Source organism: Mesorhizobium sp. M1E.F.Ca.ET.045.02.1.1 (genome assembly GCF_003952485.1).
Lineage (GTDB): Bacteria > Pseudomonadota > Alphaproteobacteria > Rhizobiales > Rhizobiaceae > Mesorhizobium.
This window is the reverse complement of record NZ_CP034447.1, coordinates 3,984,026-4,007,818: the sequence shown is the minus strand read 5'-3', so window position 1 is coordinate 4,007,818 and position 23,793 is coordinate 3,984,026. Positions and strand designations below refer to the sequence as shown.

Here is a 23,793-nt window from a genome sequence, read left to right as displayed (position 1 = left end):
GGGTGAGCGCAGCGTGGCTCTTGGACCATTCATGATGGACAACGTTCCCGTCGATGCCGCTATCTCTGTCAGAGGTATTGCTAAGCGTTTTGGAGAGAAGGAGGTCCTCCGCGGGATCGACTTGGAGATTCCAAACGGTGCTTATGTAACGCTTCTCGGCCCGAGCGGGTCCGGCAAGACCACATTACTTAGGATTGTCGCCGGCTTCAGCGTCGCGGATGCCGGCACGATCAGCATTTCCGGGACGGATGTCACTCGACGTCCGGCCCGGGAGCGGGAACTCGGCATGGTTTTTCAGAACTATGCCTTGTTTCCCCATCTGACCGCTCGAGAAAACATCGAGTACCCGTTGCGTGTTCGAAAGCTCGGCAAGACGGAGCGCCGCGAGCTGGCTGACCAGTATTTAGAGCGCGTCCAGCTGACTGGATGCGCAAACGACTATCCGGGCACACTGTCGGGAGGTCAGCAGCAGCGCGTTGCACTTGCTCGGGGGCTCGTGTGCCGGCCAAAAGTCCTCCTCCTGGATGAGCCGCTAAGCGCGCTGGACAAGCACCTTAGAGGCGACATGCGAGAGTTTCTTAGGCAATTGCAGCGGGACGTCGGGATAACGTTTATTCACGTCACCCACGACCAGAGCGAAGCGCTCGCGCTATCAACGATGGTAGTGATTATGAAGGACGGCCAGTTAGAGCAGGTTGGTAGGCCAGAGGAACTTTACCTCAATCCTAAAACGAGCTTCGTCGCTGGCTTCATCGGGGATAGCAATCTCGTGGCCGCACGAATTCGAGATGCAAACGCCCACTCTACCCTGGTGGAGCTTTCAGACGGCCAACAATGCTTGTTGGCGAAACGTGAACTGGCTGTCCCAAGCGAATGTCATTACGTCCAAATCGTGCTCCGCCCTGAGGACGCTGTCTTCGGTCAAGGGCCCGCGACACCTTCTGTTATGACGAGTGGAGTGGTCATCAAGACGACTTTTATGGGCACTCATCACGAAGTTGTAATGGAGACAAATCTCGGCAAGTTGACCGCCTATTCAAGGGCGGATTTTCCAGCCGGCGGACAAGCGACCGCTATGTGGCCGCTGGACAGGGTCGCGGTGGTCTCGCCATGATTGCTCAGCCATCCTCATCTTCTCGGCTAGCAAATTTCGTGGCTATCGGACCCGGTCTCTTGTTTGTGCTTTGCTTGTTCATTGTGCCGCTCGGCGTACTGGCGCTCCGCAGCATAACGGATCCTCACCTGGGATTTGGAAACTACGACACTTTGGTAACGTCACCTACGTATCTCCGGGTGGCATGGCGCACAATTTGGATCTCGGTCGCAGCAGCAATGATTTGCGCTATCGCTGGAACGCCTGTCGCGTACAGCCTGGCGCACTCGGATCGAAGATCGCGCAATACGCTAATGCTGGCCGTCCTGGTTCTGTCCTTTCTAACCAGCTCGCTGATCCGCACCTTCTCCTGGATGGTGATCTTTGGTGCCCAAGGACCTCTTTCGAGAATGCTCGATATCTTCGGCTGGGGGCCATCTGGTCTTTTGGGTTCATCAACGGCCGTAATTGTCGGGATGGTCCATTTTTTGTTGCCGGTTTACATCCTGACCGCATTTTCTGGCCTCAGAAAGGTTCCTTACCACCTTGTCGCCGCGGCGGAGGGCCTCGGCGCAAGTCGTATTTTCGCTGTAGCTACTGTTTATCTTCCATTGGCGACGCCCTCGATCGTCAACGCCGGTTGCGTGGTCTTCATCATCGGTGTCGGGTTTTTTATCACTCCCGCACTGCTTGGGGGGCCGAGGCAGACCATGCTGGCACAATTGATAGCGCGTAGTGTCACGCAGTTCGGCGACTTTGGTTTTGCCGCCGCCGGCGGCGTCATTCTGCTGGCAATCACATTGGGCTGCTTGTGGATCGTCAGGATACTAGCACGAGGTGGCGCGCCAAAATGATACTCCCATCGACCTCCGAACCTCGCTCACATCGTATCCGCATCGGAATTGCCGGTGCAGGACTTTGGGCCGAGCGGGCGCACGTGCCCTCGTTCTCTCGACTGCCGGAGATAGACATTGTGGGTGTGGCGGACCCCGATCAGAACCGTGCAGCTTCGCTAGCCGACAGGGTGTCAGGTTGCAAGGTTTTCCGAGACGCTCATACAATGCTATCAGCCGGACTAGACGCGATCATCATCGCGACGCCCGAGGACACGCATTACGCGGTCGCAAGGGCTGCCATCGAAAGCGGCGTGCATGTTCTGTGCGAGAAACCTTTGGCCAGGACCGTTGATGAGGCGCGCGGACTCGCCGAGTTGGCCGCCAGATCGAACGTCATCACAAAGATAGGGTTCGTCTTAAGGTATAGCCCGGCTATGAGGCAGCTCAAGCAGCTCGTGGACAGCGGCTACACTGGGAAGATCCACAGCTTCGTATTCTCCAACAACTTCCCTCAGTTCTTTTTTCCTAGTGAGCCGTTCCATTGGGTGATGGACGCCGCACGCACGGGCGGCGGGGCCTTCATGGAGTACGGATGCCACGGTTTGGACCTTGCCAGATGGCTTGTGGGAGAGATCGATGAGATATGCGCCAACGCCGTTACGCTGGTCCAGGAGCGAGCCGACCCCGTGAGCGGAGCCATGCGTAGGATCACTGTCGACGACATTTGCTCATGGCTCGGCCGCTTCGAAGATGGTGCGGAGGGACAATTCCACGTCAGTTGGAGTTCATTGCCTAGCTTCGGTTTTCAAGTTGCCGTCAGCGGCGAAAAGGGCACTCTCGGCTGGCGAATGACGAAATCTTGGCCGTTCGCGGAGGTGCTTGGCTGCCGCGATCCCGACGGAGAATTTCAACCGATCAGTATTGATGAAGCCTTCACGGAAGGTACCGACGGAGCTGCGACCTGGAGGGACTGTTTCGCTGCGGGGCAGGCGCGCCGTTTCCGGGACGAAATAGCTAGTGGCAGGATACCCGAAGGCCCGGACTTTGCAGACGGATTGGCAAACCAGTTCGCTCTCGAGGCGATCAGCCGTTCGCTGAACGATCGTTGTTGGATATCGGTAGAGCGTCGTTGAGCCATGGCCTTTGTTATTGAAACCGTGGCGGACTACGTCAATCGCTTCTCCATTTCCGACACTTCCGATACTACACGAGCCAAAATTGCGGAACTCGTCAGCGATCTTGTCGCGGCGGCTGCGGCCGGGTTTGCAACCGATCCTGCGAGGTCTGCGCGGATAGTCGCGGCCAATCTTTTCCAGAGCGGAGGGGCAGGGGTCTGGTTTTCCGTAGATCGATTGTCATCGTGTGCCGCCGCGTTTTGCAATAGCGCCGCTGCCAGTGCCTTGGACGTGGATGATGGTCATCGGGAGGCGATCGGCCACCCAGGTGCCGCCGTGATCCCCGCGGTTCTCGCCGAGGGCGAAGTCATTGGTGCGAGCGAGGACGACCTGCTTAGTGCAATCGCAGTTGGCTATGAGGTGGGTATCCGTATCGCGGCAGCGCAAACCGATCGAATCGAACGGCGCGATTACGCAACCGGCCGCTGGTCGTCCATCGCGGTCGCTGCAAGTGTCGGACATTTAAGGCGCCTTGAGCGCGGCGCCCTTGCACAAGCCTTAGCGATCGCAGCGACGCATCGTGCATGCCAGATTCCCAGTGGCACCAGCAAAAAGCTTGGCCAGATAAAGGAAGGTATTCCTTGGAGCACGCTAGGCGGGTATTTCGCCGTGGATTTGGCGCAACAAGGCGTAACTGCGTCTCTTGATATATTTGACATTGCTTCTTTGTTCGAAGGCGGTCTGATTACCGGGAGCCTCGGTAGTACGTTTAAGATCGATGCGACCTATACGAAACCATATTGTTGCTGCCGGTGGATACATTCTTCGATCGACGCGCTTTTGATGCTCATGCAGAACCATGGCGTCGGTGCCGATGCCATTGAGGCGATTGTTGTCGATACCATCGGTCCTGCCGCTCGGCTTAACAACAAGACGGCTCCGACTTCCCATTTCGAAGCGCAGTTCAGCGTACCTTACTGTCTGGCTGTTGCGGCGATTGAGGGTGCACAAGCCCTGCTAACCCCCGACATGGGCGACCTCACCGATGCTGCTCGGATCGATTTGGCCAGAAAGGTGATGGTCAGGGCCGACCCTGATTTGGACGCAAGTTTCCCTGCACAGACGGGGTCGAGAGTTTGTCTCGTAAGCCAGCTTGGATCATTTGAAGGCCGTGTCGATTTTCCCAAAGGCGACTCGAGAAACCCGATGACCCCCGACGAAATCGGGCAGAAATTCAGGACCTTGGTTCGGTATGGGCTGGAACCGGCTAGAGCGGAGCGCACCATCGTCGCTGCGGAGGCGATAGGCTCTAGCAAGATGTCGAATATCTTGGACGCGATCGGGTACAGGAAAGCGGTATGATGGATGCTCCAGGAAAAAGTGGCAAAGGCGGGGTGATCTTGGTCGTCTGGATGTTCGTCGTCCTGCTTTTCCTCGTCCTGCCGCTTCCGGTGGTTGGTATCATGTCGCTGTCTTCGGGAAAGTTCCTTTCCTTCCCGCCTCAGAGCATGTCGCTTTACTGGTACCGAGAGACGCTCGGCGACCCAATCTGGATCGGGGCGGCAATCAACTCCCTGGAAGTGGCTCTCATGGCTATTGTCTTGGCGCTGCCCTGTGCAGTTAGCCTGGCGGTCGCGACCTATCCGCTGTCGGACAAGGTCAAGCGTATCGTCAGCTTTCTTGCGCTGGGGCCGCTGATCATCCCAGTCATCGTATTTGCCATTGCACTGTTTTTCGTTTTCGCGAAATTGGGCTTGATTGGCACCAAGCTGGGAATCGCGCTGGGCCACGCCATCTTGGTCATGCCGTTTACCTATATGACAGTCTCGACGGCTCTCGAATATTTTGATGATGGCTTGATCGAAGCGGCGGAAACACTCGGTGCAACGCGGCTTTATGCGTGGCGTACGATTCTCCTACCCTTCATATTCCCCGCTGTGGTCATGGGCGCCACGTTGTCTTTCATGGCTTCATTCGACGAGGCCGTCGTGGCGATCTTTATCGGGCAAGGCTCAACGCTGACATTGCCGAGCTTGATATGGCGGTCGCTCAACGTTGAGCTGACACCGGCCGTCGCTGCTGTAGCGAGTATGGTCACATTAACCGGCCTCTTACTGCAGGGGCTCGCCGTCCTCTGCCTCCGATCATATTTCAATAGCCACGGGCTTAAGTCCCAATAGATCTCGTGTACGGCTGCCACCTAGCTGGCAATCGAGACATCATGTGGATTCATCGTGCGTTCGATTTCAGCGATCTCGCGTCGAAGGACCTGAACGAAGTCTCTTGCGCTGCTCCTTAGGAGCCTTGCGCTCGTCATGTTAATGGCGATCGCACCGGCCACATCTCCGCTCTCTAAGATGATTGGTACGGCTATCGCTGAAATTCCTTCCACAAGGTGCCCGTCATCGACGGCATAGCCGCGCTTGCGAATCTCTGGAAGTCCCTGCCGGATCACGTTCGCCGTCAATCCATGGTAGCGCTCGAATTGTGGTGCGTTGGCTTCTAGAATGACTTCGGCTTGCTTTGGTGGCAGCATTGCCAAGATCGCCTGGCTCGCGGGTCCAACACCAAGAGGTATCTGGCCACCCACCTGCCCGGTGAGGCTGTCGATCCGGTAGCCGCCGTCTTGACGGTCGACGCAGACAGTGTTGAAGCCGTTGCGAGCCATAAGAAAGACAGTATCACCTGTCTCGGCGGCAATCCGCAGCAAGGCAGGCTGACAAACCCGTCGCATTCCCGTCGTGTCTGCGGCCTTCGCTCCAAGCGCAAAAAGGGCCAGCCCCAGCCTGTACCGCTTTGTTGTCTCGTCGCGCTCGATGAAGCGATGCCGCTCCAGCCCGCTGATGATGCGATGTGCCGTCGACATATTTAGTCCGAACGCTTCGGCAATCTCGGAAACGCGCGCACCGCCACGGCCGAGCTCTCCAAGATGATTCAAGATGGCGATGGAACGATCGAGCAATTGCGTCCCTGTCGCCTTCTCCCCGCTTTCAGCCGTCGTCTTCACGTGCACCTCGATCAATCAGCGGATCAAAACGATCCACAAGGTCGTCGCCCAATTATCACGACAGTCTTCAACGAGGCTAGCTACAGGCGGTAGTGGTCGTTGTCTCGACCGCAGGCTCGTCTGTCGACAGAAGGCGCGGAATTGGTCGCTGCAATGTCTCCATCAGGCTACCTAGCTCGCCATCTCGAAGATCCCGGAATGCCGCCAGAAACATTTCCAGATGCTGCTCTTCCAGTCTGGGCTGTGCCACGTTTCGAAACTTGTCCTCCAACTTAGCCCAGCCCATCGGGTTTGCGGGCTCACCCATTGGGGCGAGAACCTCCTTAAACAGCCGCTCGTTCTTCGTCTTTATTACCACGCGTGCTGGAACGGACTGCGGGAATGTCGTGTCAAAGCCAGGATCGATCCGCAACTGAATTCGGCGCGCAAGCGCGATCGTACCGGAATGAGCTAAGTCCTCGTTCGTGATCTGCACCATCGCCTCAGCTCCTTTTGTCAGTGCCATGGCCACGCAAAACGGGACACTATATTGGGCTGATTCCGTCGTGCGTGGCGCCACTTCGTTGTTCAGACGAAGTGCCCATGAGAACGTGTCAATCTCTATCGCGTCTATATCCGCGGCATTTGTCCCGTGCTCCGCCTGAAGGGCCAAGACGGCATCAATCGCGGAATGCGCCCAACGGCAACAGCCGTAAGGCTTGAAGTAAATGCCGTTGATTGCCCACTCGACTCCAAGCCCGTCGAGCAGGCGACCACGGTTGTACACGCTTTCGTTGTCAAGCAGGTCGACCGGCCCGGTAAAGCCCCGGGCCGCCAGTTCGACGGCGACCAGAGCTGTAGCGGTAGCCCAGGGAATGCCTTCTTTCACGTGATTGCCCATTACCTTCGAGTATGCGATCGCGGAAAGGTTTGGCGCAGTCGAGCCGGCTATGGCAATGGCCTGCTCGATTGCATGGGGCTCTAAGCCGCGCAACCAAGCGGCCGCCGCGGCAGCGCCGTAGCCAACCCATGGGCCTGAAACGAGCGTCGTCAGAGTTCCGAAATCCCGCGAGGCAGCCACGCGGACGGCGATCTCATAGCCCAGCGCGATCGCGGGTAGGATTCGGTTGCTGGAACATTTGCATTCCGCTGCCGTGGCCATAACAGCGGGGATGATCGATGCCCCGGGATGTCCGGCGGCCGCGCGATGACCATCATCCAGATCCAAGCTCGACGCACTTGTAGAATTGACGAGAGCTGCACCGGCCGCGCTGGTGCGATGCGGCGCGAACCAAATCGGTGAGTTTCCATGCTGCCACACGGACAGGGCCGCCTTTCGCGTTGCGACCGTAGCATCTTCATTGGCGCCAGCTAGCGCAGCTGTCGTCAAGTCCATCATCGCCGTTTTCGCTTGTTCAACAGCGGGGCCGTTGAGGTCACTAAACTCAAAAAGGAAATCTGCAAAATATCGGGCAATGGTCATGTAGCTGCTGCCACCTCGAATGGGATTGAAGGTCGTCTAAAATGTTATCATTATATGAAAGAAATATGTTGTAAATCCCATAATATGGATATATGGATTAAGCGTGGATGTCGAGTTGACCGGCTGGGACTTATGGCAGATCGCAATTTAGGGCAGTTGGAATGGTTGCGGGCGGCCGTTGCTGCTTGTGGACAGCGTCCGGTCGTCATCGGTGAAATTGGGATATGCGGGCCACAAGTTTACGCCGAGTCGCGGAACGGGGATCAGGCCGGGTGCTCGTCGGCGGCGAGCGGCGGCTTAGGCGGCCTTCACGGATCACGTGGTAAAAACGGCACCCTCCCGCCGACTGCGCCCCGCTCCGGGAAGGCCGCCACTTTCGGCTCTCTATTTCGGCACTTTCGATGCACATACATGGGATGAGCAAATGACTGGAAATCGGCAAGCGTTTACGACCGAAGAATTCAAGACGCGCGTGGGGCAAGTGCAGTCAGAAATGTCGGTTAGGGGCATCGATATTCTTTTGCTGCACGCACCCGAAAATATCTACTACCTCACTGGACACCAGACGTCGGGTCATTTTGCCTACCAGACGCTTGTGCTCGCCCAGAGTGGTGACCCGCAGCTGCTGTTGCGACTTCTGGAAAAGGGAAACGTCGACGAATATTCGTGGCTGCCGGACGCCTTCACTTGGAAAGAGGGCGACGACCTCGTGGAAAAAACGCTCGCCCTGGTGCGCCGTTTCCGCGTTGCCGGCAAAAGCGTCGGCTTGGAGAAGAGGTGCTGGTTTTTGACATCGGCAATCGCAGATGCACTGACCAATGGACTTAGCGATGCCACCATCGTGGATGCGAGCTTGCTTGTCGATCGCGTGCGGGTGATCAAATCGGCTGCCGAGGTCGGCTACATCCGACGTGCAGCACAGATCGCCGAAATCGAGCAGCAGGTCGCGTTTGCAACGATTTGCGACGGAGCCACGGAGGCCCAAGTGGCCGCGGCGGTTTTTGCGGCCGGCGTCAACGCCGGATGCGAGTATACCGGCCTGCCACACCACATCATGTCCGGCTACCGTTATAATGTGTGCCACGCAAACTGGAGCCCGAAGATCATACGGCGGGGCGAATTGGTGCTTTTCGAGCTCTACGGATGTCTCGAACGCTATCATGCAACCCAGATGCGCACAGTGGCCATCGGCCACGCGTCGGATGAGGTAAAGCGGGCCGCCGACATCGTTGTAGCCGCTCAGGATGCCGGCATCGCTGCTATGAAACCCGGTGCTTCGGCTCGCGAGGTGGATGCGCTGGTGCGGAAGCCGATCCGCAAGATCCGGCCGGAATATTACAACCGTAGCGGCTACTCGACCGGCATCGGCTTCCCGCCAAAGACCGCTGAATGGGAAGCACTCGACTTCAACGAACAGGAAGATTGGGAGCTGAAGGAGGGCATGGCCTTTCACATGCTCGCGCTGGCCTGCGGGTTCGGCATCAGCGAGACGGTGGTCGTGACCAGCAACGGAGTTGAGCGCCTCACAGGCTCGAACAGGCGCGAACTCCTGATCAAGTGATCAGGAAACGGAGCGAGCCACAGCAATGGGAGACTTTAATATGTCAAACAACAATATCTTCGACCGGCCACTCCGCCGGCGCACATTTCTCACCGGATCGGCGCTGGCGACAGCGGCCATGGCTCTGCCAGCGCCTTGGGTCGGCAAAGCGTCGGCCCAGCAGTTCGCCGGCAAGGAGATCCGCGTGCTCACTTGGTCAGACGCCACGGGCCAGGCAGCCGTCAAGAACATCCTTAAGACCTTCGAGGCGAAGACTGGTGCCAAGGTCATTGCCGATCTCACCGGCACAACCTCTGACATGATTGCAAAGATCAAGGCGTCAGCGTCGAAGCCGCAATATGACGTAGTGATCCTTTCCGGCTTCGGTGCCAATTCGCTCGCGGATGCCGGCCTGCTTGAGAAGCCGGATACCAGCGCAGTTCCCAACCTGGCACGCGTGCTGCCTGATTATCAGACCGGTGCCAAGGGTCATGGGATTGGGTACTTTTTGTGGAGTGACGGTCTCGTCTACAACACCAAGACTTATCCGTCGGCGCCCAAATCCTATGACGTCCTGTGGGACGCAGCCAATGAAGGCAAGATCTTTCTGCCGCCTCCGGACAATCTCTACGCGCTTGAACTGATAATCGTCGCGGCAAAGGCGGCGGGCGGCGACATCCACAACCCGGATGGTGGGTTCGAGATTTTAAAAAAGCTCAAAGGCAAGAGCCTTACCATCACATCGAACGCGAACCAGATCGGTGATCTGTTCCGCTCCCAGTCCCTAAACGCGGGCGGGGTTTATTCACCCCTTGAACTCTCGCCATTCATCTCGAAACCCGAGTTCAATGTCAGCGGTACCTACAGTCTTGCCGAGGGATTTTTTGTCGACTTGCAGTACATGGTCGTGCCGAAGGGACATCCGGGCGATACCGCGGTAGTCGCCGCCCTCATGAATCACGCACTTGATGGCGAGGTTCAAGGCAAGATGGCAGAAGACGTTTGGTACGGCCCGATCAATCAGGATGCGGTGCTGTCGGAAGGTGCAAAAAAGAGTCCCTTCATTCCATCTCCTGAGGTCATCAAAGAGCACGTCAACAAGGTCGATCCCGCCTATTTGGCAAGTGTGCGGGACGACTGGATCCAGCGCTACACCGACGCAGTGATGTAAGATCACGTTTGGTGTTGGGCCGGCCTCCGGCCCAACACCGCGCCACGCAACCTTTCAACAAGCACGACCCTCCGAGGTGACATGGAACAGAATCCTGTCCTTGAGATTCGCAATCTTTCACGCACCTTCGCTCATGGTGCGGTGAGAGCCGTCGACCAAATTGATCTGGACGTAAAACCGGGTGAGATCGTGTCGATCCTCGGTCCCTCCGGGTGCGGTAAGACGACGACCATGCGCATCATTGCGGGATTGGATCTGCCAACCGCCGGAGAGGTTCGCATCCTCGGCAAAGACGTTGCGGGAAAGCCGCCGCACAAGCGCAACGTAGGCCTGGTTTTCCAGTCGCTGGCAATCTTCCCCCACATGAGCGTCAATCAAAATGTCGCTTTCGGCCTGCGCATGCAGGGTCTCGCCAGCAGCCTGATCGAAACCAAGGTCGCCAAAGCGCTGGAACTCGTACAGCTTTCGCCGGAAAAGTTCGCGGGACGGCGACCAAGCGAGCTGAGCGGGGGGCAGCTTCAGCGGGTAGCCTTGGCGCGAACATTGGTGACTGAACCGGCGCTGGTGCTTTTCGACGAGCCGATGGCCGCACTCGACCGGCGCCTTCGCGACTACATGGCGGTCGAACTCAGGGCAATCCAAAAGCAGCTCGGCATTGCGGCGGTGTATGTCACGCACGACCAGGAAACCGCTTCTATGATGTCGGACCGCGTCATCATCATGAATGCCGGCAAGATCCTGCAATCCGGGACCCCGGAGGAAATCTACGAAGCCCCGAATTCTAGGTTTGTATCCGATTTTCTTGGCGACACCAACACCCTCCAGATTGAGCGCGTGCTCGAACGGAAGGATGGGAAATCGCTCGTGCAGACCAACGCCGGAATCGCCATTCGTCTCGCAGATAGTGCCCACATGGGTGAGGGCGCTTTTGCCATCTTTCGACCCGAGCAGACAATCGTTCATCCGGCCGATCCGGGAGGTGCTTTTCAGGGCAAGGTGATCTCCTCGCAGTTTCGCAGCGGTCTCTACCGCTGGCAGATCCTGCTCCGCGGTGGCAACACGCTTATCGCGCAGTCGACCGAAAACAGACTTGCCTCATCCGCCGGCGACACCGCCTGGGTTACAATCGACCCCGGCAAAGCAAGAATCGTTAGCCAATGACCGCGATCGAGAGCCCCATTACTCCGCTTCAATCGATGGAAAAAGACGCGCCGATCCGCAAGCCTCAGATCGGGCTTCTTCTGCTTCCAGCTGGCATGCTGATCGGTCTCCTGTTGGTCTGCGCCCTTGTCGTCCTGCGCATGAGCGTCGGAGAACGGAATGCCGAATGGACAGGCTGGAGTTTGAGGGCCTACACGCAATTGGCAAGCTCCAGAAACATTAGCATCATAATAGACACAATCTGGATGGCACTGCTGAGTGCGCTGATAACAACGCTCGTAGCCTTCCCGATCGCGCTTTTCCTGACGCGGACGACATCAGCATTCGCCCGACGGCTCGTGCTAGTTGCAATCCTGTTGCCGATGATCATCAGCCTGCTCGTGCAAAGCTTCGGCTGGATGGCTATTCTCGGGCCGAACGGACTCCTCAACCAGGCAATTTCAGCCGCAACCGGAATTGAACGGCCCTTCTCGCTGCTCTTCAACCGCACGGGTGTCATGCTCGGACTCGTTCAGACGAGCATCCCGCTTGCCGTCTTGCCCACCGCCGCCGCGCTCCGCTCAATTCCTCTATCGCTTGAAGAGGCAGCAAATGTTCTTGGAGCGAACCGGATCAGAACCTATCGCCACATAATTCTACCGTTGGCCTGGCCGGGCATGGCTGCGGGCGCCATTCTTGTCTTCGGATTCAATACGGGCGCGTTTGTCGTGCCGTTGCTGCTTGGCGGGTTGAAGGTGACCACGATTGCGGTCGTAATCCGCGATCAAATGGGCTCGCTTTCCAACTGGCCGCTAGGTGCAGCGCTATCGTTCTTGTTGATTCTGTTGGCACTCGCGGTCCAGTCGCTCAACCGCCTCATCGTGCGCACCAATGTGGAGATCAAGGGATGAGCATGCCGACCGCAACCGGGCGTGCCGGAATGGAGTGGCAGCTTGTCAAAGGCATCACTTGCATGCTGCTGGCGCTCATGCTTGCACCGATTTGCATGGTCCTGGTGATTTCATTTACCAGCGGCGACACGCTGCAGTTTCCGCCACCGGCGCTTTCGCTGCGCTGGTATCAGGAAGTCTGGACAATGCTGGTTGGTCCGGACGCCGGCATCGCGAGATTGCGGGAGTCACTGCTTGTCAGCCTGGAAATCGCGGCTCTGACTTCGCTTGTGTGTGTACTTGCTGGTGTCCCGGCTTCTTATGCGCTGGAGCGATATCGTTTCGCGGGCAAGACACTTATCGAAGAGTTGATCGGCCTGCCAGTGGTATTTCCGGCCGTTGTTCTTGGAATTGCCTTGCTGGTGCTGGTAAGCGCCTCCGGTCTCGAAAGTGGCATTTTCCAGATCGTCGTCGCTCATTCGATCGTCGGGCTGCCTTTTCTCATGCGCAACTGCATGACCGCGATGCGCGGCATTGATCCCATGTTGGAGGAAGCTGCGAAGACGCTTGGTGCTTCCCCGCCTAGGGTCTTTTGGGAGATCGTATTGCCGCTAGCCAGCGGCGGTATCGCCTCCGGCGCCATCCTTGTCTTCATCTTGTCTTTCAACGAATTCACGCTGAGCTATTTTCTCTATTCCGTGGATGTCTTCCCCCTCTCTATCTGGCTTTTCCAACAGGCGAACACTTCCTTTAGCCCGGCGGTATTTGCCGTGTCGTCCCTCATTGTTGTCGTCAACGTGGCGGCGGTCTTGGTCGTTGACGCGGTGATCGGAAGCCGCGGATCGGCTGCCTAGTAGCACACGAGAGATTTGTTCAATGGTATTCGACCCGTTCTGGTCAATCGAACAATTGTCGGAACGCTTGGCCCGGCGGGAACTGTCGTCCGTTGAAGCTGTAACCGAACTCGTCAGGCGCATAGCGGCCTTGGATGGCCGGCTGCACGCCTTCTGCCAGATCGACGAAAAGGGCGCTCTGACACGCGCCCTGGCCGCGGACGAGGCACGAGCGAGAGGAACTTCCACGTCCCCCCTGCTTGGCGTGCCGTTCGCCGTAAAGGACATCTTTGATCAGGCCGGCCATGGCACGCACGCCGGCTCAAACGCTCTCAATGACAGGTTACCAACTCGATCGGCAAATGCCGTCGAGAAGCTCGAATCCGCGGGCATGGTCGCCATCGGCCGCACCAATATGGTTGAGTTCGCGTATGGAGGCTGGGGAACAAACCCAGTTCAGGGCGCGCCGCGCAACCCCTGGGGTCTGGACACTCACTTCGTTGCTGGGGGTCAAGCAGCGGCTCGGCGGTTGCGGTTGCTGGTGGATTCGCACCAGCCGCTTTGGGTACCGATACCGGCGGGTCGATCCGCACGCCCGCCGCCTGGTGCGGAATCGTCGGCCTAAAGACTTCGGTGGGACTTGTCGGGCGCGGGGGCGTCGTGCCGTTGTGCCCGACACATGACAGCGTCGGACCGATGACCCGTACCGTCCGAGACGCCGCGCTTCTGTTGGAAATGATGGTGGGATCAGATCCCCGCGATGTCGCCACTTGGTACGTTCCCCCTGTGCGTCCCCTTGCAACAATCGAGAACGGCGTGAAGAGCCTGCGGATCGGAATGCTCTCCGAACGGGATTTGGCCGGCGTCGAGCCCGATATCCGGATGCTATACGATCGCGCCATCGCTGATCTGATGGCTCTTGGCGCCGAATTCCACAAAATCGCTCTGCCATTGTCCATCAGCGACTATCTCGGCCGGGGCGGCGACATCATGAGCGTCGAGAGCTATGCCCTTCTCAGCCCTTATGTCGACCATCCGGACAGCCCGGTGGATCCGGTCATTGCAAAACGCATCAGCCACGGCCGCGACATCAGCGGACCAGCTTACTACCGCCTTCTCGAAACCCGCCGCCTGGCGCAGATCGGCTTTCAGGAAGCGGCGGCAGGATTTGACGCGTTCGTCGCGCCCGGCTCTCATCGAAGCCCAGTACCGCTTGCCGATGTAGAAGAAAACCAGCCCCCCAATCATTTTGGAAGACTGGTGAACTACCTCGATCTTGCCAGCCTAGTGATCCCCGTCGGATTAACATCGAATGGCCTGCCAACTGGCCTGCAGATTGTTGTCAGAAAATTCGACGATGCCTTGGCACTTCGTATCGGACGGACGCTGGAACGTGAGCGTGGCGGCCTGTTTGTGCCGCCGCCGGGGTTGCAACCCTAATGAAGTTTGCCGCCGGATTCCACAACCTGGCGAAGCTCCGCACTACCTATGCCGATGACGGGCTCACCGGATTGCGAGGGTTTTTGAAAATACTGCGGGTGGCTTGTGGCCCCGCTGGACGAGTACTCAAAACTGGCAGAGCGAGAACATGAAGAAGCTGATCAACAGTCCTGAAAAATATGTGGATGAAGCGCTGGCGGGGATGAGCTTGGCGCACCAGGGTGCCTACAAGATTTCCGGCAGCAACGGCCGTGTCGTTGAGCGGGCCAAGAAAAAGGCCCGGGGCAAGGTTGGAGTTGTTTCCGGCGGCGGCTTTGGTCACTTGCCGTTGTTTGCCGGGTATGTCGGAGAAGGACTACTGGATGCCTGCGCTGTCGGGCATGTGTTCGCCGGTCCGTCTTATGACGACATATCGGAAAGCCTGAAGGCCGCTGACCACGGCGGCGGCGTGTTGTCGGTCATTGCCAATTATGGCGGCGACACCATGGTGTTTGGCATGGTCAATGACATGTTGACCGCTGAGGGTGGGGACTGCGCCACCGTGATTGTCGCTGATGACGTGGCCAGTGCCGACAAGGAGCGAGCCGAGACGCGCCGAGGTGTGGCTGGGATCGTCTTCGCGTTCAAAGTTGCTGGAGCCGCAGCGGAAAAGGGACTTGCTCTACCTGAGGTGAAAGCCGTGACTGAAAAGGCCATGGCTGGTTGCCGGTCCATAGGGGTAGCTCTATCGGCCTGCACAGTACCCCAGGCCGGCCAGCCTACATTTGAGCTTGAAGACGATGCCATCGAAATGGGCATGGGCATTCATGGCGAGAAAGGATTGTGGCGCGGGGCGCTTAAACCCGCTGACGAAATTGCCGCAGAGATGGTCGAGCGACTGTTGGACGATCTCAAACCCGTAGCGGGGACCAAGATAGCGGTACTAGTCAACAGTCTTGGCGCCACACCGCTGGAAGAACTTTATATCCTGTACCGCAAAGTAGCCCAGCTGCTCGAGGCAGCGGGTCTGAAAATCGCCTACTCGCTTGCTGGTGAATACGCGACTTCAATGGAAATGGCGGGAGCCTCGGTGAGCGTTATGCAGGTCGACGATGAACTGCTCGGTCTGTTGAATGCCCCTGCCCAATGTCCCCTGTGGAGAGCGTGATGGCGACCGTCTTCACGGGAACGGATGTCGGCGCAGCCATGCGGCGCGTCGCACTAGTGCTAGTCGCGAGCAAAGATCGATTTAACAAGCTTGATGCTGCGGGTGGTGACGGTGACATGGGCACTACCTTGGCGACAGTTTCACAGGCGTTGCTCGCCGATAAGACACTTTATTCGGATGATGTCGGCGAGAGTCTAATGTGGATTGCAAAAACAATTGCACGGACCTCAGGCTCCAGCCTGAGTGCCGTAGTAATGACGGGACTGATCACACTGGGAAAGACTTGGGCGGCAAAGCACGAAGTCGCCTGGATCGAGATGGCTCCCGCGTTGTCAAATGCCGTTGAGACCATGCAGGCTCGGTCGAAAGCCAGACTTGGCGACAAGACGGTGCTGGACGGAATAGCTCGGGTCGCAAAAAACATTGAAGGGATATCGACTGCAGAAAACATGAGAGCCACAGCGCAACAAGCGACCACTGATGCGCTGGCGGAGTTTCGAAGTCGCCCGGCAATCATGGGGAGGCTGCGGCTTGACCCATCCAAAGGTGTCGGAACCGACGATCCGGGCATGGTTGCACTGCATGTTGCCGTGTCGGCCATGGCAGGGTCGCTGTCTGATCGAGCAATGGGCGGATCCAACAAATGACCGATCCGCGCCCGAACTTTTCCACCATGTCTCACCAAACAGATCAGACGCCCAGGCGGATACCCGCGAGAGCAGATGTCGTTGTTGTGGGCGCTGGCATCATCGGAACCGCCACCGCCTTGTTCCTTGCACAACGCGGGCTGTCGGTCGTCGTTTGTGAAAAAGGTCGTGTCGCATGCGAGCAATCCAGCCGCAATTGGGGGTGGGTGCGCAAGATGGGGCGCGATCCAGCCGAGATACCCATGGCTATCGCCAGCGCAAAGCTATGGGCTGGAATGAATGCGCTTACCGGCACCGAGACAGGATTCCGCGAAACCGGCATCTACTATTTGTGCAAAGATCAGAAGGACATCCAAAAGTATGAAGAATGGCTAGCGTTCGCCAAGGAGCATGATCTCGATTCCTCGCTGCTTAGACAAAGTGGTTTGAAAGAGCGTTTCCCAACGCTCAAGGGTCATTGGGAGGGTGCGCTATTTACCAAAAGCGATGGACGCGCCGAACCTTCCATGGCGACGCAAGCCATGGCGGCATCATTGCGCACACGCGGCGGACAGATCATTGAAGATTGTGCCGTCCGTTGCATTGAAACAGCGGGGGGCTCCGTCCATTCCGTTGTAACGGAGCATGGCGAGATTCGCTGTAAATCCGTCGTCCTGGCAACTGGCGCCTGGACGAGGCTATTCTGCGGCAACTTGGGCATCGATTTCCCCCAGTTGAAAGTGATCGGATCGGTCATGCGCACGCAGCGGCTTGACGGGCCTCCTGAGTGTGCGGTCGCGGGTCGAGATTTCGCTTTTCGCAGGCGCCTTGACGGTGGCTATACGATCGCGCAGAAAAACGCGAACATTGCGCAAATCGTCCCGGATAGCTTCCGTTTGTTCTTCCAGTTCCTTCCCGCCTTTCGGTCCGAAGGGAATGAAATACGGCTTCGCTTCAGCGGTCAGTTCTTCAGGGAAATGAACACCCCGAAGAGGTGGCGATCGGATCAGGTCACCCCCTTCGAAACAACCCGGGTTCTCAACCCAACGCCTTCGGAAAAAATACTTAGCGAGGGGCTGAGCAACCTAACGAAAGCTTTCCCAGAGTTTGCCGATGCCAAAGTCGAAGAAAGGTGGGGATGTGCTATTGATGTCACGCCTGATGCGGTGCCCGTGATCGACACGTTTGACGAAATTCCGGGCTTGGTAATCGCCAGCGGTTTTTCGGGCCATGGATTCGGAATCGGGCCGGGGGCGGCCCATCTAGTCGCTGATATGGTGACGGCCCAAAGGCCGATCGTATCTGCAGAGCCGTTCAAATTGGCTCGGTTGAGGAAGTTAGCTGTATCCAGTATGGAGCAAGCAAGAGGGCAAGATTCCGGCTCGACTTCAGCCGCACGGAACGGGCCAGTCTAGGTGCGGCGAACCGGTGGGCGGCGCCACGCTGATGAGGAAGATGGGCATCGAGGCTCTTACCGCCGCCCCAACACCTCGGAGCCGGCGCCGGGCCACAGTCTATCCCTACCGCAACTGTATTGCTAGCTGAGCCGCGTCACGCAACGGGCCCAGCTCTGGATTCCGCAGCCATTTTGAGGAGCACGATGCCACCCTATAGATCTCAGCATCGTCATGCGAGCAAACAAATTCTTTTTTTGAGTCACTTTCGACTATCCGTCATCAATGGCGTGATGGACCAAGGAATCAAGTCGACGGCACGCCTAAGTATCGCTTTGCTCTGTTCGAGAGAGGGTGAAGTGGCGATAACATGTCCTATACAGTCGCGATAATCACCTTTACGGACGATCGGCGTCTGAGATTTAATATATAACTTAACCTCGGCAACACCTGATATAGCAGCCGCCTGACTGTCCCCGTCGATCCAATCAAGGGTGCCATCGCGATCAGGAACCAGGAACTGCGCGGCCGCAATGTGCGAATGCCTTCTGCGCAAATCCACGTCGCCGCCACTGGCAAGCTTGATATGTTCGGCTACGAGATCGATACCAGAAGCTAACTTGACCAGTTGAGGACCGGGCGAACCAGAAAGACGCGGATTAACTTCAATGACGACTGGCCCACGCTTCGTCCACCGGAGTTCAATGTTTGTTGGCCCCCAGCCAAGGCCAAGAGCGCGCAAGCAACTCAGCGAAACATCGCTGATACGCCCATGTTCCTCGTCAGTCAGCAAAGCCGGAAAGGTGTTCTCATGATAGACGAAGTTCGGTGGGGGACCGAAGTCCAGGGTGGAAATCCCAATGACCTCTTTCCCCATTATCTCAGCGACATAAAGGGGGCCTTGCGCGAATTCTTCGATCAGCATCCTTGGCGCAGACCGCCATATGTGCTGCCCGCCCAACAGATGGTTCGTGTGTTCGACCACCTCATCGGCAGTGGAGCACAATCGGACGCCGACGCTGCCGCTGCCCACCGCAGGCTTAACGATCACCGGCAGTCCGATTTCCGCGGCAGAATCGGCTACATCCGCTGCATTGGCCGCCAAGCGATAAGCAGGTACCGGAACGCCTGAGGCTGCGAGAAGTTGACGCTGAGTGTACTTATCTAAGCATTGTTCAATAGCTTCCGGGTTCGGTCCAGGTAGATTGAAGTGCCGACAAAGCTTGCTGGCTGTCGCATAGAACGAATCCGCAGCACTTGTGATGCCAGCAATGTCATAGGTTGCACGGAGCCGGGAACATTCGCGGATCAGCGCATCCAGATCGTCTGTATCAACACGGATTGTCTCAGCCCCTTTCGCCGTGAAATGGTCATACCGAGTTGGATCAGCCGAAAGGGTAATTGGCTGGAGGGCAAGACGTTGAGCGGCCTGGACGTAGAGCAGACCCGAGCCCATTACCGTACCTCCAATCAGGATCAGCGCTCTTGCCATCGGCTGTGGACCCTTCTATGCGTGCCGTGCAGCGGTCCGGAGGATTGTCGGCATCTTTGTAGCCGCGCTTGACCTCAGACCTTGCCCCGAGACTACCATCGTCAACGATCTTGCGGCGTTAAGACTCTGCGAATTTTATTTCGAGTTTTGTTGCAACGCTGCCGTTCGAACCTTCGTGTGCGCCTTTGCAGAGCCGGACAGGGAAGGAGTACACCTGTAACTGAGACACAGAAATCGCGGTCAGTTCTCCGTCTTAAACTTATGCTGCGTTTTCCATCTGTCGTCAGCGTGAAGGTGCGCGTGAAGGGCGTGAATGCTTCTGTTCGTATTCCTCCGGGGCTGAAATAGGCGAGCGCCGAATGCAGCTGCGTATTCCGTTGAAGCCGACCAGTCATTCCGACTCTGATCCTGGGTCTCATTGATGTTTGAAGCCGGCGACCCGACAATGCGCGAGCCGGAAACGCACTTCTCAGTCTCGACCGGCTCCGGGACCGGCAAAGTATCGCCCGTTCCTTCAGCCCCGTCGTAATCGCGAAGGCAGGCTCGAAAGCCCCGCTCTCCACGGCAGGTAAGGCGGCCATCAGGTCTGTCGGCATGGCTAGAAGCACTTCACGCGCCTGCCGGCGCCAGTCCGAAAGCGGATGCGCGCGAGATCATGCCGTCGCGCCACATCCATGAACCCGTGCGCCGGGCGGAAAGAGAGCATGAGGAACTGTGGGGCGGTGGCGGTGGCTCTCTGAACGGGCCGGAACCGCGCCACAGAAAGTGCCCGTTTGGTCCGCCGCAACGTGATTCCCCACAGTTTATGAATCGCGCTATCTGAAACTCTTTTCGATCACAATCCAAGATACAACCGATCAGTATTGCAGCAGTAGGCTTACTTTAAGTCTAGGTTATACAGATCGATGTTACTTACACAACCCGTCTCATTAAAACTGGGCGGGAGACTCTGAACTCTTCTGAGCCGCTGGCGCCCATGAGACCATTCATTATGCACCGATTGGGATGCGGACCTTGACGACAGTGCCCGCTCCGGGTTTGCTATCGATGAAAAGCCTCCCATTGAGTGTGGCGACCATCTGGGAACAGCCGGTGAGGCCGAGGCCGACGTGATTCCCGGCCCGGGTCGAAAAGAAGGGCGTCTTTGCTTTGCGCAGGACTTCTGGCGTCATGCCGACACCGTTGTCTGCGACCTCGAGCAACAGAACGCTGCGGCAAAAAATAGGCCGGTGCACGACCGATGCCTTTACGACAACGCTCGGCCTGTCGATGTTTTCGACCGCCGTGAGCGCGTTCTGCACGAGCTCGCTCAGCACCAGTTGAAACTGGGTTGCCGGCACGGCTTGCGTTCCCGCCTCGGAATCGACTGACAGTTGCACGATGCCGTCCCGATCTTTGAGGTCCAGCAAAAGCTTGGCGAGCGGCAGGACATGCGAATCTCGTTGCGAAAAGGCGATCTTGAGCAAACCGTCATTGATGGATTCGAGCTCATTCGCCGCACTGCGGGCAGCCTTCAACATCTCTTCTCTCGGAGGTTGCTCCGAACCGGTGCCCTCCAGAAACAGTCGCAAAGCGGTGACGCGGGAGCGCGTCATATGCGCGAACAGCGAGGCGAACGAGCGCATGTGTCGATCGCGACGGCTGACGTAAGCGTGACGCTGATGGGTTATGAGATAGAAGATCGCGATCAGTCCCAGCGCAATCGCGAACATGAACCAGTTGCGGGATGCGGCTATATCGATTTGAGCAGTTTCCTGGAGCGTCGTACTGTGATCAACGGTGGCACTAGAGATCTCGTACATGTCCTGTTCGAGATTGGTCATGTGGTCGAGGGCATCCGCATAGTTGGAACCAGCTTCGACGACCGGCGCGACGTTTTGCTCGACTGTCCGACGCACGTTTTCCAGGAGTTCGATGTCTTTCTGCGGGAAGAAATGCTGCAGGTACGGCAGCGCCAGAAGCTGAGCGATGTTGACGCTCACAAGAGCCATTTGCCGATTGATGTCAGGATCGAGCTTGCCGGCTTCGTCGGCGAGACGGATATAGCCATGGACCCTGACAAGCCGCTCGCGCACCTGGGTCGCACGCCATTGAATCTCGTAGGTCTGGTTGAGGATCTCGTCCGTCTCTTGCCTGTAGCGGTCCGATCGGACGAACGCCCAAGTGCTGAGGAGGAGGGCGAGCGCCAGCCCAAGATAAGGCAAGGCAGCAAAAAAGCGGCTGGTGCCGAATCTCATTGGTCCGCGCGCAGCACAACCGGGAAGAAGACCCAGATAGCATTACGGGCTGGGACATAGGAGGCGGGCAGGCGATCGAAGGGCCAGACCATGAAGATCGGACCTTTCTCGTTCATGGTGATGGGGCGGAACTGCTGATCGCCTTTGCATCGTCCTTGGCTGCGGTCATCCTTTGTACATTGGCGCTCGACCGCCAGGATAGGCGCATATGACTGGATCTCGTCCATGCGAAGTTCAGACACGAAGTCGTCGTAGGCGACCACCTTGACTTTAGCGACGTTGGCGAGCCCGGTTTTCGCCCATATGTCCTTCAGCAGGGGCCCCCGATAGACGATCTTCTCGTCCTCTTTCGTCCAGGGCGTGCGCGTATCGTAGGTCTGTTGCGGAAATTCGGTCTTCAACTGCTCGACGGTAAGGGTTTGGATGGCCTTGCCCGATGCATCTTCGAGCGTGAGCGTATCGGGATTCGTGAGGGCGCCCTTGCCGGCCGTTGGCCCGGCAACAGCCATCGCGACTGCGAAGGCAAGACAAGGAGCAAGAGTATCACGCCGCATCTGGTTCAACCTCTTCATATTCGCGTGGACCGTCGTCCTTGGCGAAAAGCACGCACGGTCCGCGGGACCCGCGGGGATCATACGCATAGCCTTTTAGCGCCAATGCCTGGGTGATATCGCGGATTCCGTCCAGTCCATACAAGTGATCATGCAATTCCAGGAAGACGCGCTCGATGCCCGGGAGCTTGGCGTGCTGCAAGAGTTCCCTTTCGGCGCCTTCTATGTCCATAACAAGGACGTTGGCGCCGTGCTGGACGATGAAGTCGTCGGCGTCAGTCGAGACAATCGTCATTTCGCGCTCGTACGGCCCCTGATCTTTGTCCATTGAGGACATCCAGAGGTCCTTGCGGAGATAGAAGGTGAATGGGCGTGGCGGACCGGCTGCAAGAATCCCTTTCAGTAGGACCACGTTGTCCAGATCGTTGGCGTCGACGACGCGCTGGGCAAGGGCAACCGACGCCGGATTTGCTTCGAAGGCCCATACCTGAACGTCCGGGATCTGAGCGATAAGCGAGGTGATGATGCCGATGCCTGAGCCGAGTTCCAGAACGCGATCGCCGGGCTTCACGGCCTTCGATATCCACTTGGCTTCCTTGGCTTCATAGGTTTCGTTGTCGAGAGCCTGCCAGATGACAGGCGAGACGTCGTTAGGGCGCAGGGGCACCTTGACCCCATGGACGGTCATCAATGACATCTGATTAAAGACCCTGCGGTAGCCTGTGTCCGTTCTTCATCAATTTTGCCCGCGCCTGTTTGTAATATTTTTCCGCCGAGCTGGGATCAATGCCGAGGCGACCTGCCATTACCTGGTAAAACTGCGTACGCGTCATGCCTGGCTCGCGACGGGTCATCATGTCGATAATCTCCTGTTCTCTTGGCGTCAGGACGGAATAGCGAACGTCGGGCATGGTCATCGCCACACGCGAAAGCCGAACTGCAAATCCGTTGGTGGAAATGTCGTCGAGCACGTCATTGAACACGCCGGGCTCCAGCCCGGTCTTACCGAGATAGCCGGCCGCGCCTATTTGCCGAAAAATTTCGGCCTCAGAATCTTTGTCTGAGCCCGTTACGACGATATGGATCGCGCTTGGCGAGGCTTCGATGATTGTGCCGACAACGGCCACGCGATCAGCGTCCAGCGTCGGGTCGAAGCCGGGAAGTCCCGGATCAATGACGACCAGATCGAACTCAGCGCTCCGAAGCTCGCGCGCAGCGATTTCCAACGTCTCGGCGCCAAGGACCACACAATTTCCGAGACTCGCCCGAATCTGGTCCATAAGCGCCAGCCGCATCAGATTCTGATCTTCGACAACGAGCGCACGAAACACTGGCAGCAGGTCCTCACCGATCGATTGGCAGGCAGGTTTTCATCTTTCGCGACGGAAAAATAGGGATGCCATCATCCCTTTTTTCTCCGGCGGGACCGGGACAGTGTTGCTATGCGGGAGGAGCCGAACCACTCGGAGCAGTCGATGCCGATCCAACTTGTGTGCAGCAGCAAGGGCAAGGCACGAGAGGCGGACGCAGTCGTGGATCTGATCGCGGCGCACCGCCGCGCCATTTCAGAGCTGGAGTGTCTCGGGAAACGTTTGATGCACGCCGAAGAGGCCGAGGCGCAGCTGATCGGGCCACGGCTTTTTGGCGAACGAAACGGTTATTCGACGGCAGGCAGCGATGGCGCCGGTGGCCGATGTTGGCGAGCTGAAAATGAAGGCCGCATATTTCGCGCGGCTCATCTTCCTTCGGACAAAGCTGGCAAGAGGATGGCGGCCCTTGAGAATAAGGGGATACAGCCTGACTAGATCAGCGGGGAATG

At 57.7% G+C, this 23,793-nt stretch carries 23 protein-coding genes; 15 read left to right on the top strand and 8 right to left on the bottom strand.

Translation table 11 applies throughout. The features are described 5' to 3' along the window. Nucleotides 1-31: 31 nt before the first annotated feature. Genes EJ070_RS19385 through EJ070_RS19365 form a run of 5 tightly spaced genes read left to right on the top strand, consistent with a single transcriptional unit; the run spans nucleotide 32 to nucleotide 5,224 of the window. A complete protein-coding gene (locus EJ070_RS19385) occupies nucleotides 32-1,114 on the top strand; it encodes an ABC transporter ATP-binding protein (RefSeq protein ID WP_126092783.1) in 1,083 nt (360 codons plus the stop codon). Further along, on the top strand, nucleotides 1,111-1,947 hold the full coding sequence (locus EJ070_RS37100) for an ABC transporter permease (protein WP_126092782.1): 837 nt from the start codon (nucleotides 1,111-1,113) through the stop codon (nucleotides 1,945-1,947). Before EJ070_RS19385 ends, EJ070_RS37100 begins: the two co-directional genes overlap by 4 nt. Then, nucleotides 1,944-3,062: a Gfo/Idh/MocA family oxidoreductase gene (locus EJ070_RS19375; RefSeq protein WP_126092781.1), complete on the top strand. Its 1,119-nt coding sequence runs from the start codon at nucleotides 1,944-1,946 to the stop codon at nucleotides 3,060-3,062. Before EJ070_RS37100 ends, EJ070_RS19375 begins: the two co-directional genes overlap by 4 nt. Nucleotides 3,063-3,065: 3 nt before the next feature. Beyond that, nucleotides 3,066-4,406, top strand: coding sequence for an MmgE/PrpD family protein (locus tag EJ070_RS19370; RefSeq protein WP_126092780.1), 1,341 nt, complete (start codon nucleotides 3,066-3,068; stop codon nucleotides 4,404-4,406). Further along, a complete protein-coding gene (locus EJ070_RS19365; RefSeq protein ID WP_126092779.1) occupies nucleotides 4,403-5,224 on the top strand; it encodes an ABC transporter permease in 822 nt (273 codons plus the stop codon). Before EJ070_RS19370 ends, EJ070_RS19365 begins: the two co-directional genes overlap by 4 nt. 20 nt (nucleotides 5,225-5,244) lie before the next feature. Here the strand turns inward: EJ070_RS19365 and EJ070_RS19360 are convergent, their stop codons facing one another. Together EJ070_RS19360 and EJ070_RS19355 are read right to left on the bottom strand one after the other, a co-directional pair. Further along, nucleotides 5,245-6,057, bottom strand: coding sequence for an IclR family transcriptional regulator (locus EJ070_RS19360; RefSeq protein WP_126095825.1), 813 nt, complete (start codon nucleotides 6,055-6,057; stop codon nucleotides 5,245-5,247). A gap of 70 nt (nucleotides 6,058-6,127) precedes the next feature. Next, on the bottom strand, nucleotides 6,128-7,513 hold the full coding sequence (locus EJ070_RS19355; protein WP_126092778.1) for an MmgE/PrpD family protein: 1,386 nt from the start codon (nucleotides 7,511-7,513) through the stop codon (nucleotides 6,128-6,130). Between the two features lie 424 nt (nucleotides 7,514-7,937). On the opposite strand from EJ070_RS19355, the gene EJ070_RS19350 reads away from it, so the two are divergent. The 5 genes from EJ070_RS19350 (at nucleotide 7,938) to EJ070_RS19330 (ending at nucleotide 13,108) form a co-directional block, all read left to right on the top strand. Beyond that, nucleotides 7,938-9,074 (top strand): Xaa-Pro peptidase family protein, encoded by a 1,137-nt coding sequence (locus EJ070_RS19350; RefSeq protein ID WP_126092777.1) that lies wholly within the window; start codon nucleotides 7,938-7,940, stop codon nucleotides 9,072-9,074. 40 nt (nucleotides 9,075-9,114) lie between these two features. Beyond that, nucleotides 9,115-10,224, top strand: coding sequence for an extracellular solute-binding protein (locus EJ070_RS19345; protein WP_126092776.1), 1,110 nt, complete (start codon nucleotides 9,115-9,117; stop codon nucleotides 10,222-10,224). A gap of 81 nt (nucleotides 10,225-10,305) precedes the next feature. Further along, nucleotides 10,306-11,385, top strand: coding sequence for an ABC transporter ATP-binding protein (locus EJ070_RS19340; protein WP_126092775.1), 1,080 nt, complete (start codon nucleotides 10,306-10,308; stop codon nucleotides 11,383-11,385). Next, nucleotides 11,382-12,275, top strand: coding sequence for an ABC transporter permease (locus EJ070_RS19335; protein ID WP_126092774.1), 894 nt, complete (start codon nucleotides 11,382-11,384; stop codon nucleotides 12,273-12,275). The genes EJ070_RS19340 and EJ070_RS19335 overlap by 4 nt, the downstream gene beginning before the upstream one ends. Continuing rightward, nucleotides 12,272-13,108: an ABC transporter permease gene (locus EJ070_RS19330; RefSeq protein ID WP_126092773.1), complete on the top strand. Its 837-nt coding sequence runs from the start codon at nucleotides 12,272-12,274 to the stop codon at nucleotides 13,106-13,108. The genes EJ070_RS19335 and EJ070_RS19330 overlap by 4 nt, the downstream gene beginning before the upstream one ends. Before the next feature lie 43 nt (nucleotides 13,109-13,151). Here the strand turns inward: EJ070_RS19330 and EJ070_RS37095 are convergent, their stop codons facing one another. Beyond that, nucleotides 13,152-13,394: a hypothetical protein gene (locus EJ070_RS37095; protein ID WP_245464606.1), complete on the bottom strand. Its 243-nt coding sequence runs from the start codon at nucleotides 13,392-13,394 to the stop codon at nucleotides 13,152-13,154. Between the two features lie 131 nt (nucleotides 13,395-13,525). On the opposite strand from EJ070_RS37095, the gene EJ070_RS19325 reads away from it, so the two are divergent. The 4 genes from EJ070_RS19325 (at nucleotide 13,526) to EJ070_RS19310 (ending at nucleotide 17,715) form a co-directional block, all read left to right on the top strand. Beyond that, the gene (locus tag EJ070_RS19325) at nucleotides 13,526-14,527 is read left to right on the top strand and encodes an amidase (RefSeq protein ID WP_348639598.1); all 1,002 of its coding nucleotides are present in this window, start codon (nucleotides 13,526-13,528) and stop codon (nucleotides 14,525-14,527) included. A 148-nt stretch (nucleotides 14,528-14,675) separates the two neighbouring features. Next, a complete protein-coding gene (locus tag EJ070_RS19320) occupies nucleotides 14,676-15,674 on the top strand; it encodes a dihydroxyacetone kinase subunit DhaK (protein WP_126092772.1) in 999 nt (332 codons plus the stop codon). Beyond that, nucleotides 15,674-16,321: a DAK2 domain-containing protein gene (locus EJ070_RS19315; RefSeq protein ID WP_189349949.1), complete on the top strand. Its 648-nt coding sequence runs from the start codon at nucleotides 15,674-15,676 to the stop codon at nucleotides 16,319-16,321. The genes EJ070_RS19320 and EJ070_RS19315 overlap by 1 nt, the downstream gene beginning before the upstream one ends. Next, entirely contained in the window at nucleotides 16,318-17,715 is a 1,398-nt protein-coding gene (locus EJ070_RS19310) for an FAD-binding oxidoreductase (protein ID WP_126092770.1), read from the top strand. The genes EJ070_RS19315 and EJ070_RS19310 overlap by 4 nt, the downstream gene beginning before the upstream one ends. Nucleotides 17,716-17,956: 241 nt before the next feature. Here the strand turns inward: EJ070_RS19310 and EJ070_RS19305 are convergent, their stop codons facing one another. The 5 genes from EJ070_RS19305 to EJ070_RS19285 form a co-directional block, all read right to left on the bottom strand. Continuing rightward, a complete protein-coding gene (locus EJ070_RS19305) occupies nucleotides 17,957-19,186 on the bottom strand; it encodes an acetyl-CoA carboxylase biotin carboxylase subunit family protein (protein WP_126092769.1) in 1,230 nt (409 codons plus the stop codon). A gap of 989 nt (nucleotides 19,187-20,175) precedes the next feature. Then, entirely contained in the window at nucleotides 20,176-21,423 is a 1,248-nt protein-coding gene (locus tag EJ070_RS19300) for an ATP-binding protein (RefSeq protein ID WP_126092768.1), read from the bottom strand. Further along, the gene (locus EJ070_RS19295; RefSeq protein WP_126092767.1) at nucleotides 21,420-21,932 is read right to left on the bottom strand and encodes a hypothetical protein; all 513 of its coding nucleotides are present in this window, start codon (nucleotides 21,930-21,932) and stop codon (nucleotides 21,420-21,422) included. The genes EJ070_RS19300 and EJ070_RS19295 overlap by 4 nt, the downstream gene beginning before the upstream one ends. A gap of 34 nt (nucleotides 21,933-21,966) precedes the next feature. Beyond that, complete coding sequence (locus tag EJ070_RS19290) at nucleotides 21,967-22,671, bottom strand: FkbM family methyltransferase (protein WP_126092766.1); 705 nt, start codon at nucleotides 22,669-22,671, stop codon at nucleotides 21,967-21,969. Between the two features lie 4 nt (nucleotides 22,672-22,675). After that, entirely contained in the window at nucleotides 22,676-23,305 is a 630-nt protein-coding gene (locus tag EJ070_RS19285) for a response regulator (protein ID WP_126092765.1), read from the bottom strand. A gap of 144 nt (nucleotides 23,306-23,449) precedes the next feature. On the opposite strand from EJ070_RS19285, the gene EJ070_RS19280 reads away from it, so the two are divergent. Beyond that, on the top strand, nucleotides 23,450-23,779 hold the full coding sequence (locus tag EJ070_RS19280) for a hypothetical protein (protein WP_126092764.1): 330 nt from the start codon (nucleotides 23,450-23,452) through the stop codon (nucleotides 23,777-23,779). The last annotated feature ends 14 nt before the right edge of the window (nucleotides 23,780-23,793 follow it).

What these genes read in the sequence shown, in the direction of transcription:
- EJ070_RS19315 (WP_189349949.1), top strand. Translation starts at nt 15,674, where the DNA reads ATGGCGACCGTCTTCACGGGAACGGATGTCGGCGCAGCCATGCGGCGC.
- EJ070_RS19300 (WP_126092768.1), bottom strand. Translation starts at nt 21,423, where the DNA reads ATGAGATTCGGCACCAGCCGCTTTTTTGCTGCCTTGCCTTATCTTGGG.
- EJ070_RS19280 (WP_126092764.1), top strand. Translation starts at nt 23,450, where the DNA reads ATGCCGATCCAACTTGTGTGCAGCAGCAAGGGCAAGGCACGAGAGGCG.
- EJ070_RS37095 (WP_245464606.1), bottom strand. Translation starts at nt 13,394, where the DNA reads ATGGCCGGCCTGATCAAAGATGTCCTTTACGGCGAACGGCACGCCAAG.
- EJ070_RS19350 (WP_126092777.1), top strand. Translation starts at nt 7,938, where the DNA reads ATGACTGGAAATCGGCAAGCGTTTACGACCGAAGAATTCAAGACGCGC.
- EJ070_RS19310 (WP_126092770.1), top strand. Translation starts at nt 16,318, where the DNA reads ATGACCGATCCGCGCCCGAACTTTTCCACCATGTCTCACCAAACAGAT.
- EJ070_RS19335 (WP_126092774.1), top strand. Translation starts at nt 11,382, where the DNA reads ATGACCGCGATCGAGAGCCCCATTACTCCGCTTCAATCGATGGAAAAA.
- EJ070_RS19295 (WP_126092767.1), bottom strand. Translation starts at nt 21,932, where the DNA reads ATGGCTGTTGCCGGGCCAACGGCCGGCAAGGGCGCCCTCACGAATCCC.
- EJ070_RS37100 (WP_126092782.1), top strand. Translation starts at nt 1,111, where the DNA reads ATGATTGCTCAGCCATCCTCATCTTCTCGGCTAGCAAATTTCGTGGCT.
- EJ070_RS19385 (WP_126092783.1), top strand. Translation starts at nt 32, where the DNA reads ATGATGGACAACGTTCCCGTCGATGCCGCTATCTCTGTCAGAGGTATT.
- EJ070_RS19355 (WP_126092778.1), bottom strand. Translation starts at nt 7,513, where the DNA reads ATGACCATTGCCCGATATTTTGCAGATTTCCTTTTTGAGTTTAGTGAC.
- EJ070_RS19305 (WP_126092769.1), bottom strand. Translation starts at nt 19,186, where the DNA reads ATGGCAAGAGCGCTGATCCTGATTGGAGGTACGGTAATGGGCTCGGGT.
- EJ070_RS19290 (WP_126092766.1), bottom strand. Translation starts at nt 22,671, where the DNA reads ATGTCATTGATGACCGTCCATGGGGTCAAGGTGCCCCTGCGCCCTAAC.
- EJ070_RS19370 (WP_126092780.1), top strand. Translation starts at nt 3,066, where the DNA reads ATGGCCTTTGTTATTGAAACCGTGGCGGACTACGTCAATCGCTTCTCC.
- EJ070_RS19320 (WP_126092772.1), top strand. Translation starts at nt 14,676, where the DNA reads ATGAAGAAGCTGATCAACAGTCCTGAAAAATATGTGGATGAAGCGCTG.
- EJ070_RS19345 (WP_126092776.1), top strand. Translation starts at nt 9,115, where the DNA reads ATGTCAAACAACAATATCTTCGACCGGCCACTCCGCCGGCGCACATTT.
- EJ070_RS19365 (WP_126092779.1), top strand. Translation starts at nt 4,403, where the DNA reads ATGATGGATGCTCCAGGAAAAAGTGGCAAAGGCGGGGTGATCTTGGTC.
- EJ070_RS19340 (WP_126092775.1), top strand. Translation starts at nt 10,306, where the DNA reads ATGGAACAGAATCCTGTCCTTGAGATTCGCAATCTTTCACGCACCTTC.
- EJ070_RS19330 (WP_126092773.1), top strand. Translation starts at nt 12,272, where the DNA reads ATGAGCATGCCGACCGCAACCGGGCGTGCCGGAATGGAGTGGCAGCTT.
- EJ070_RS19375 (WP_126092781.1), top strand. Translation starts at nt 1,944, where the DNA reads ATGATACTCCCATCGACCTCCGAACCTCGCTCACATCGTATCCGCATC.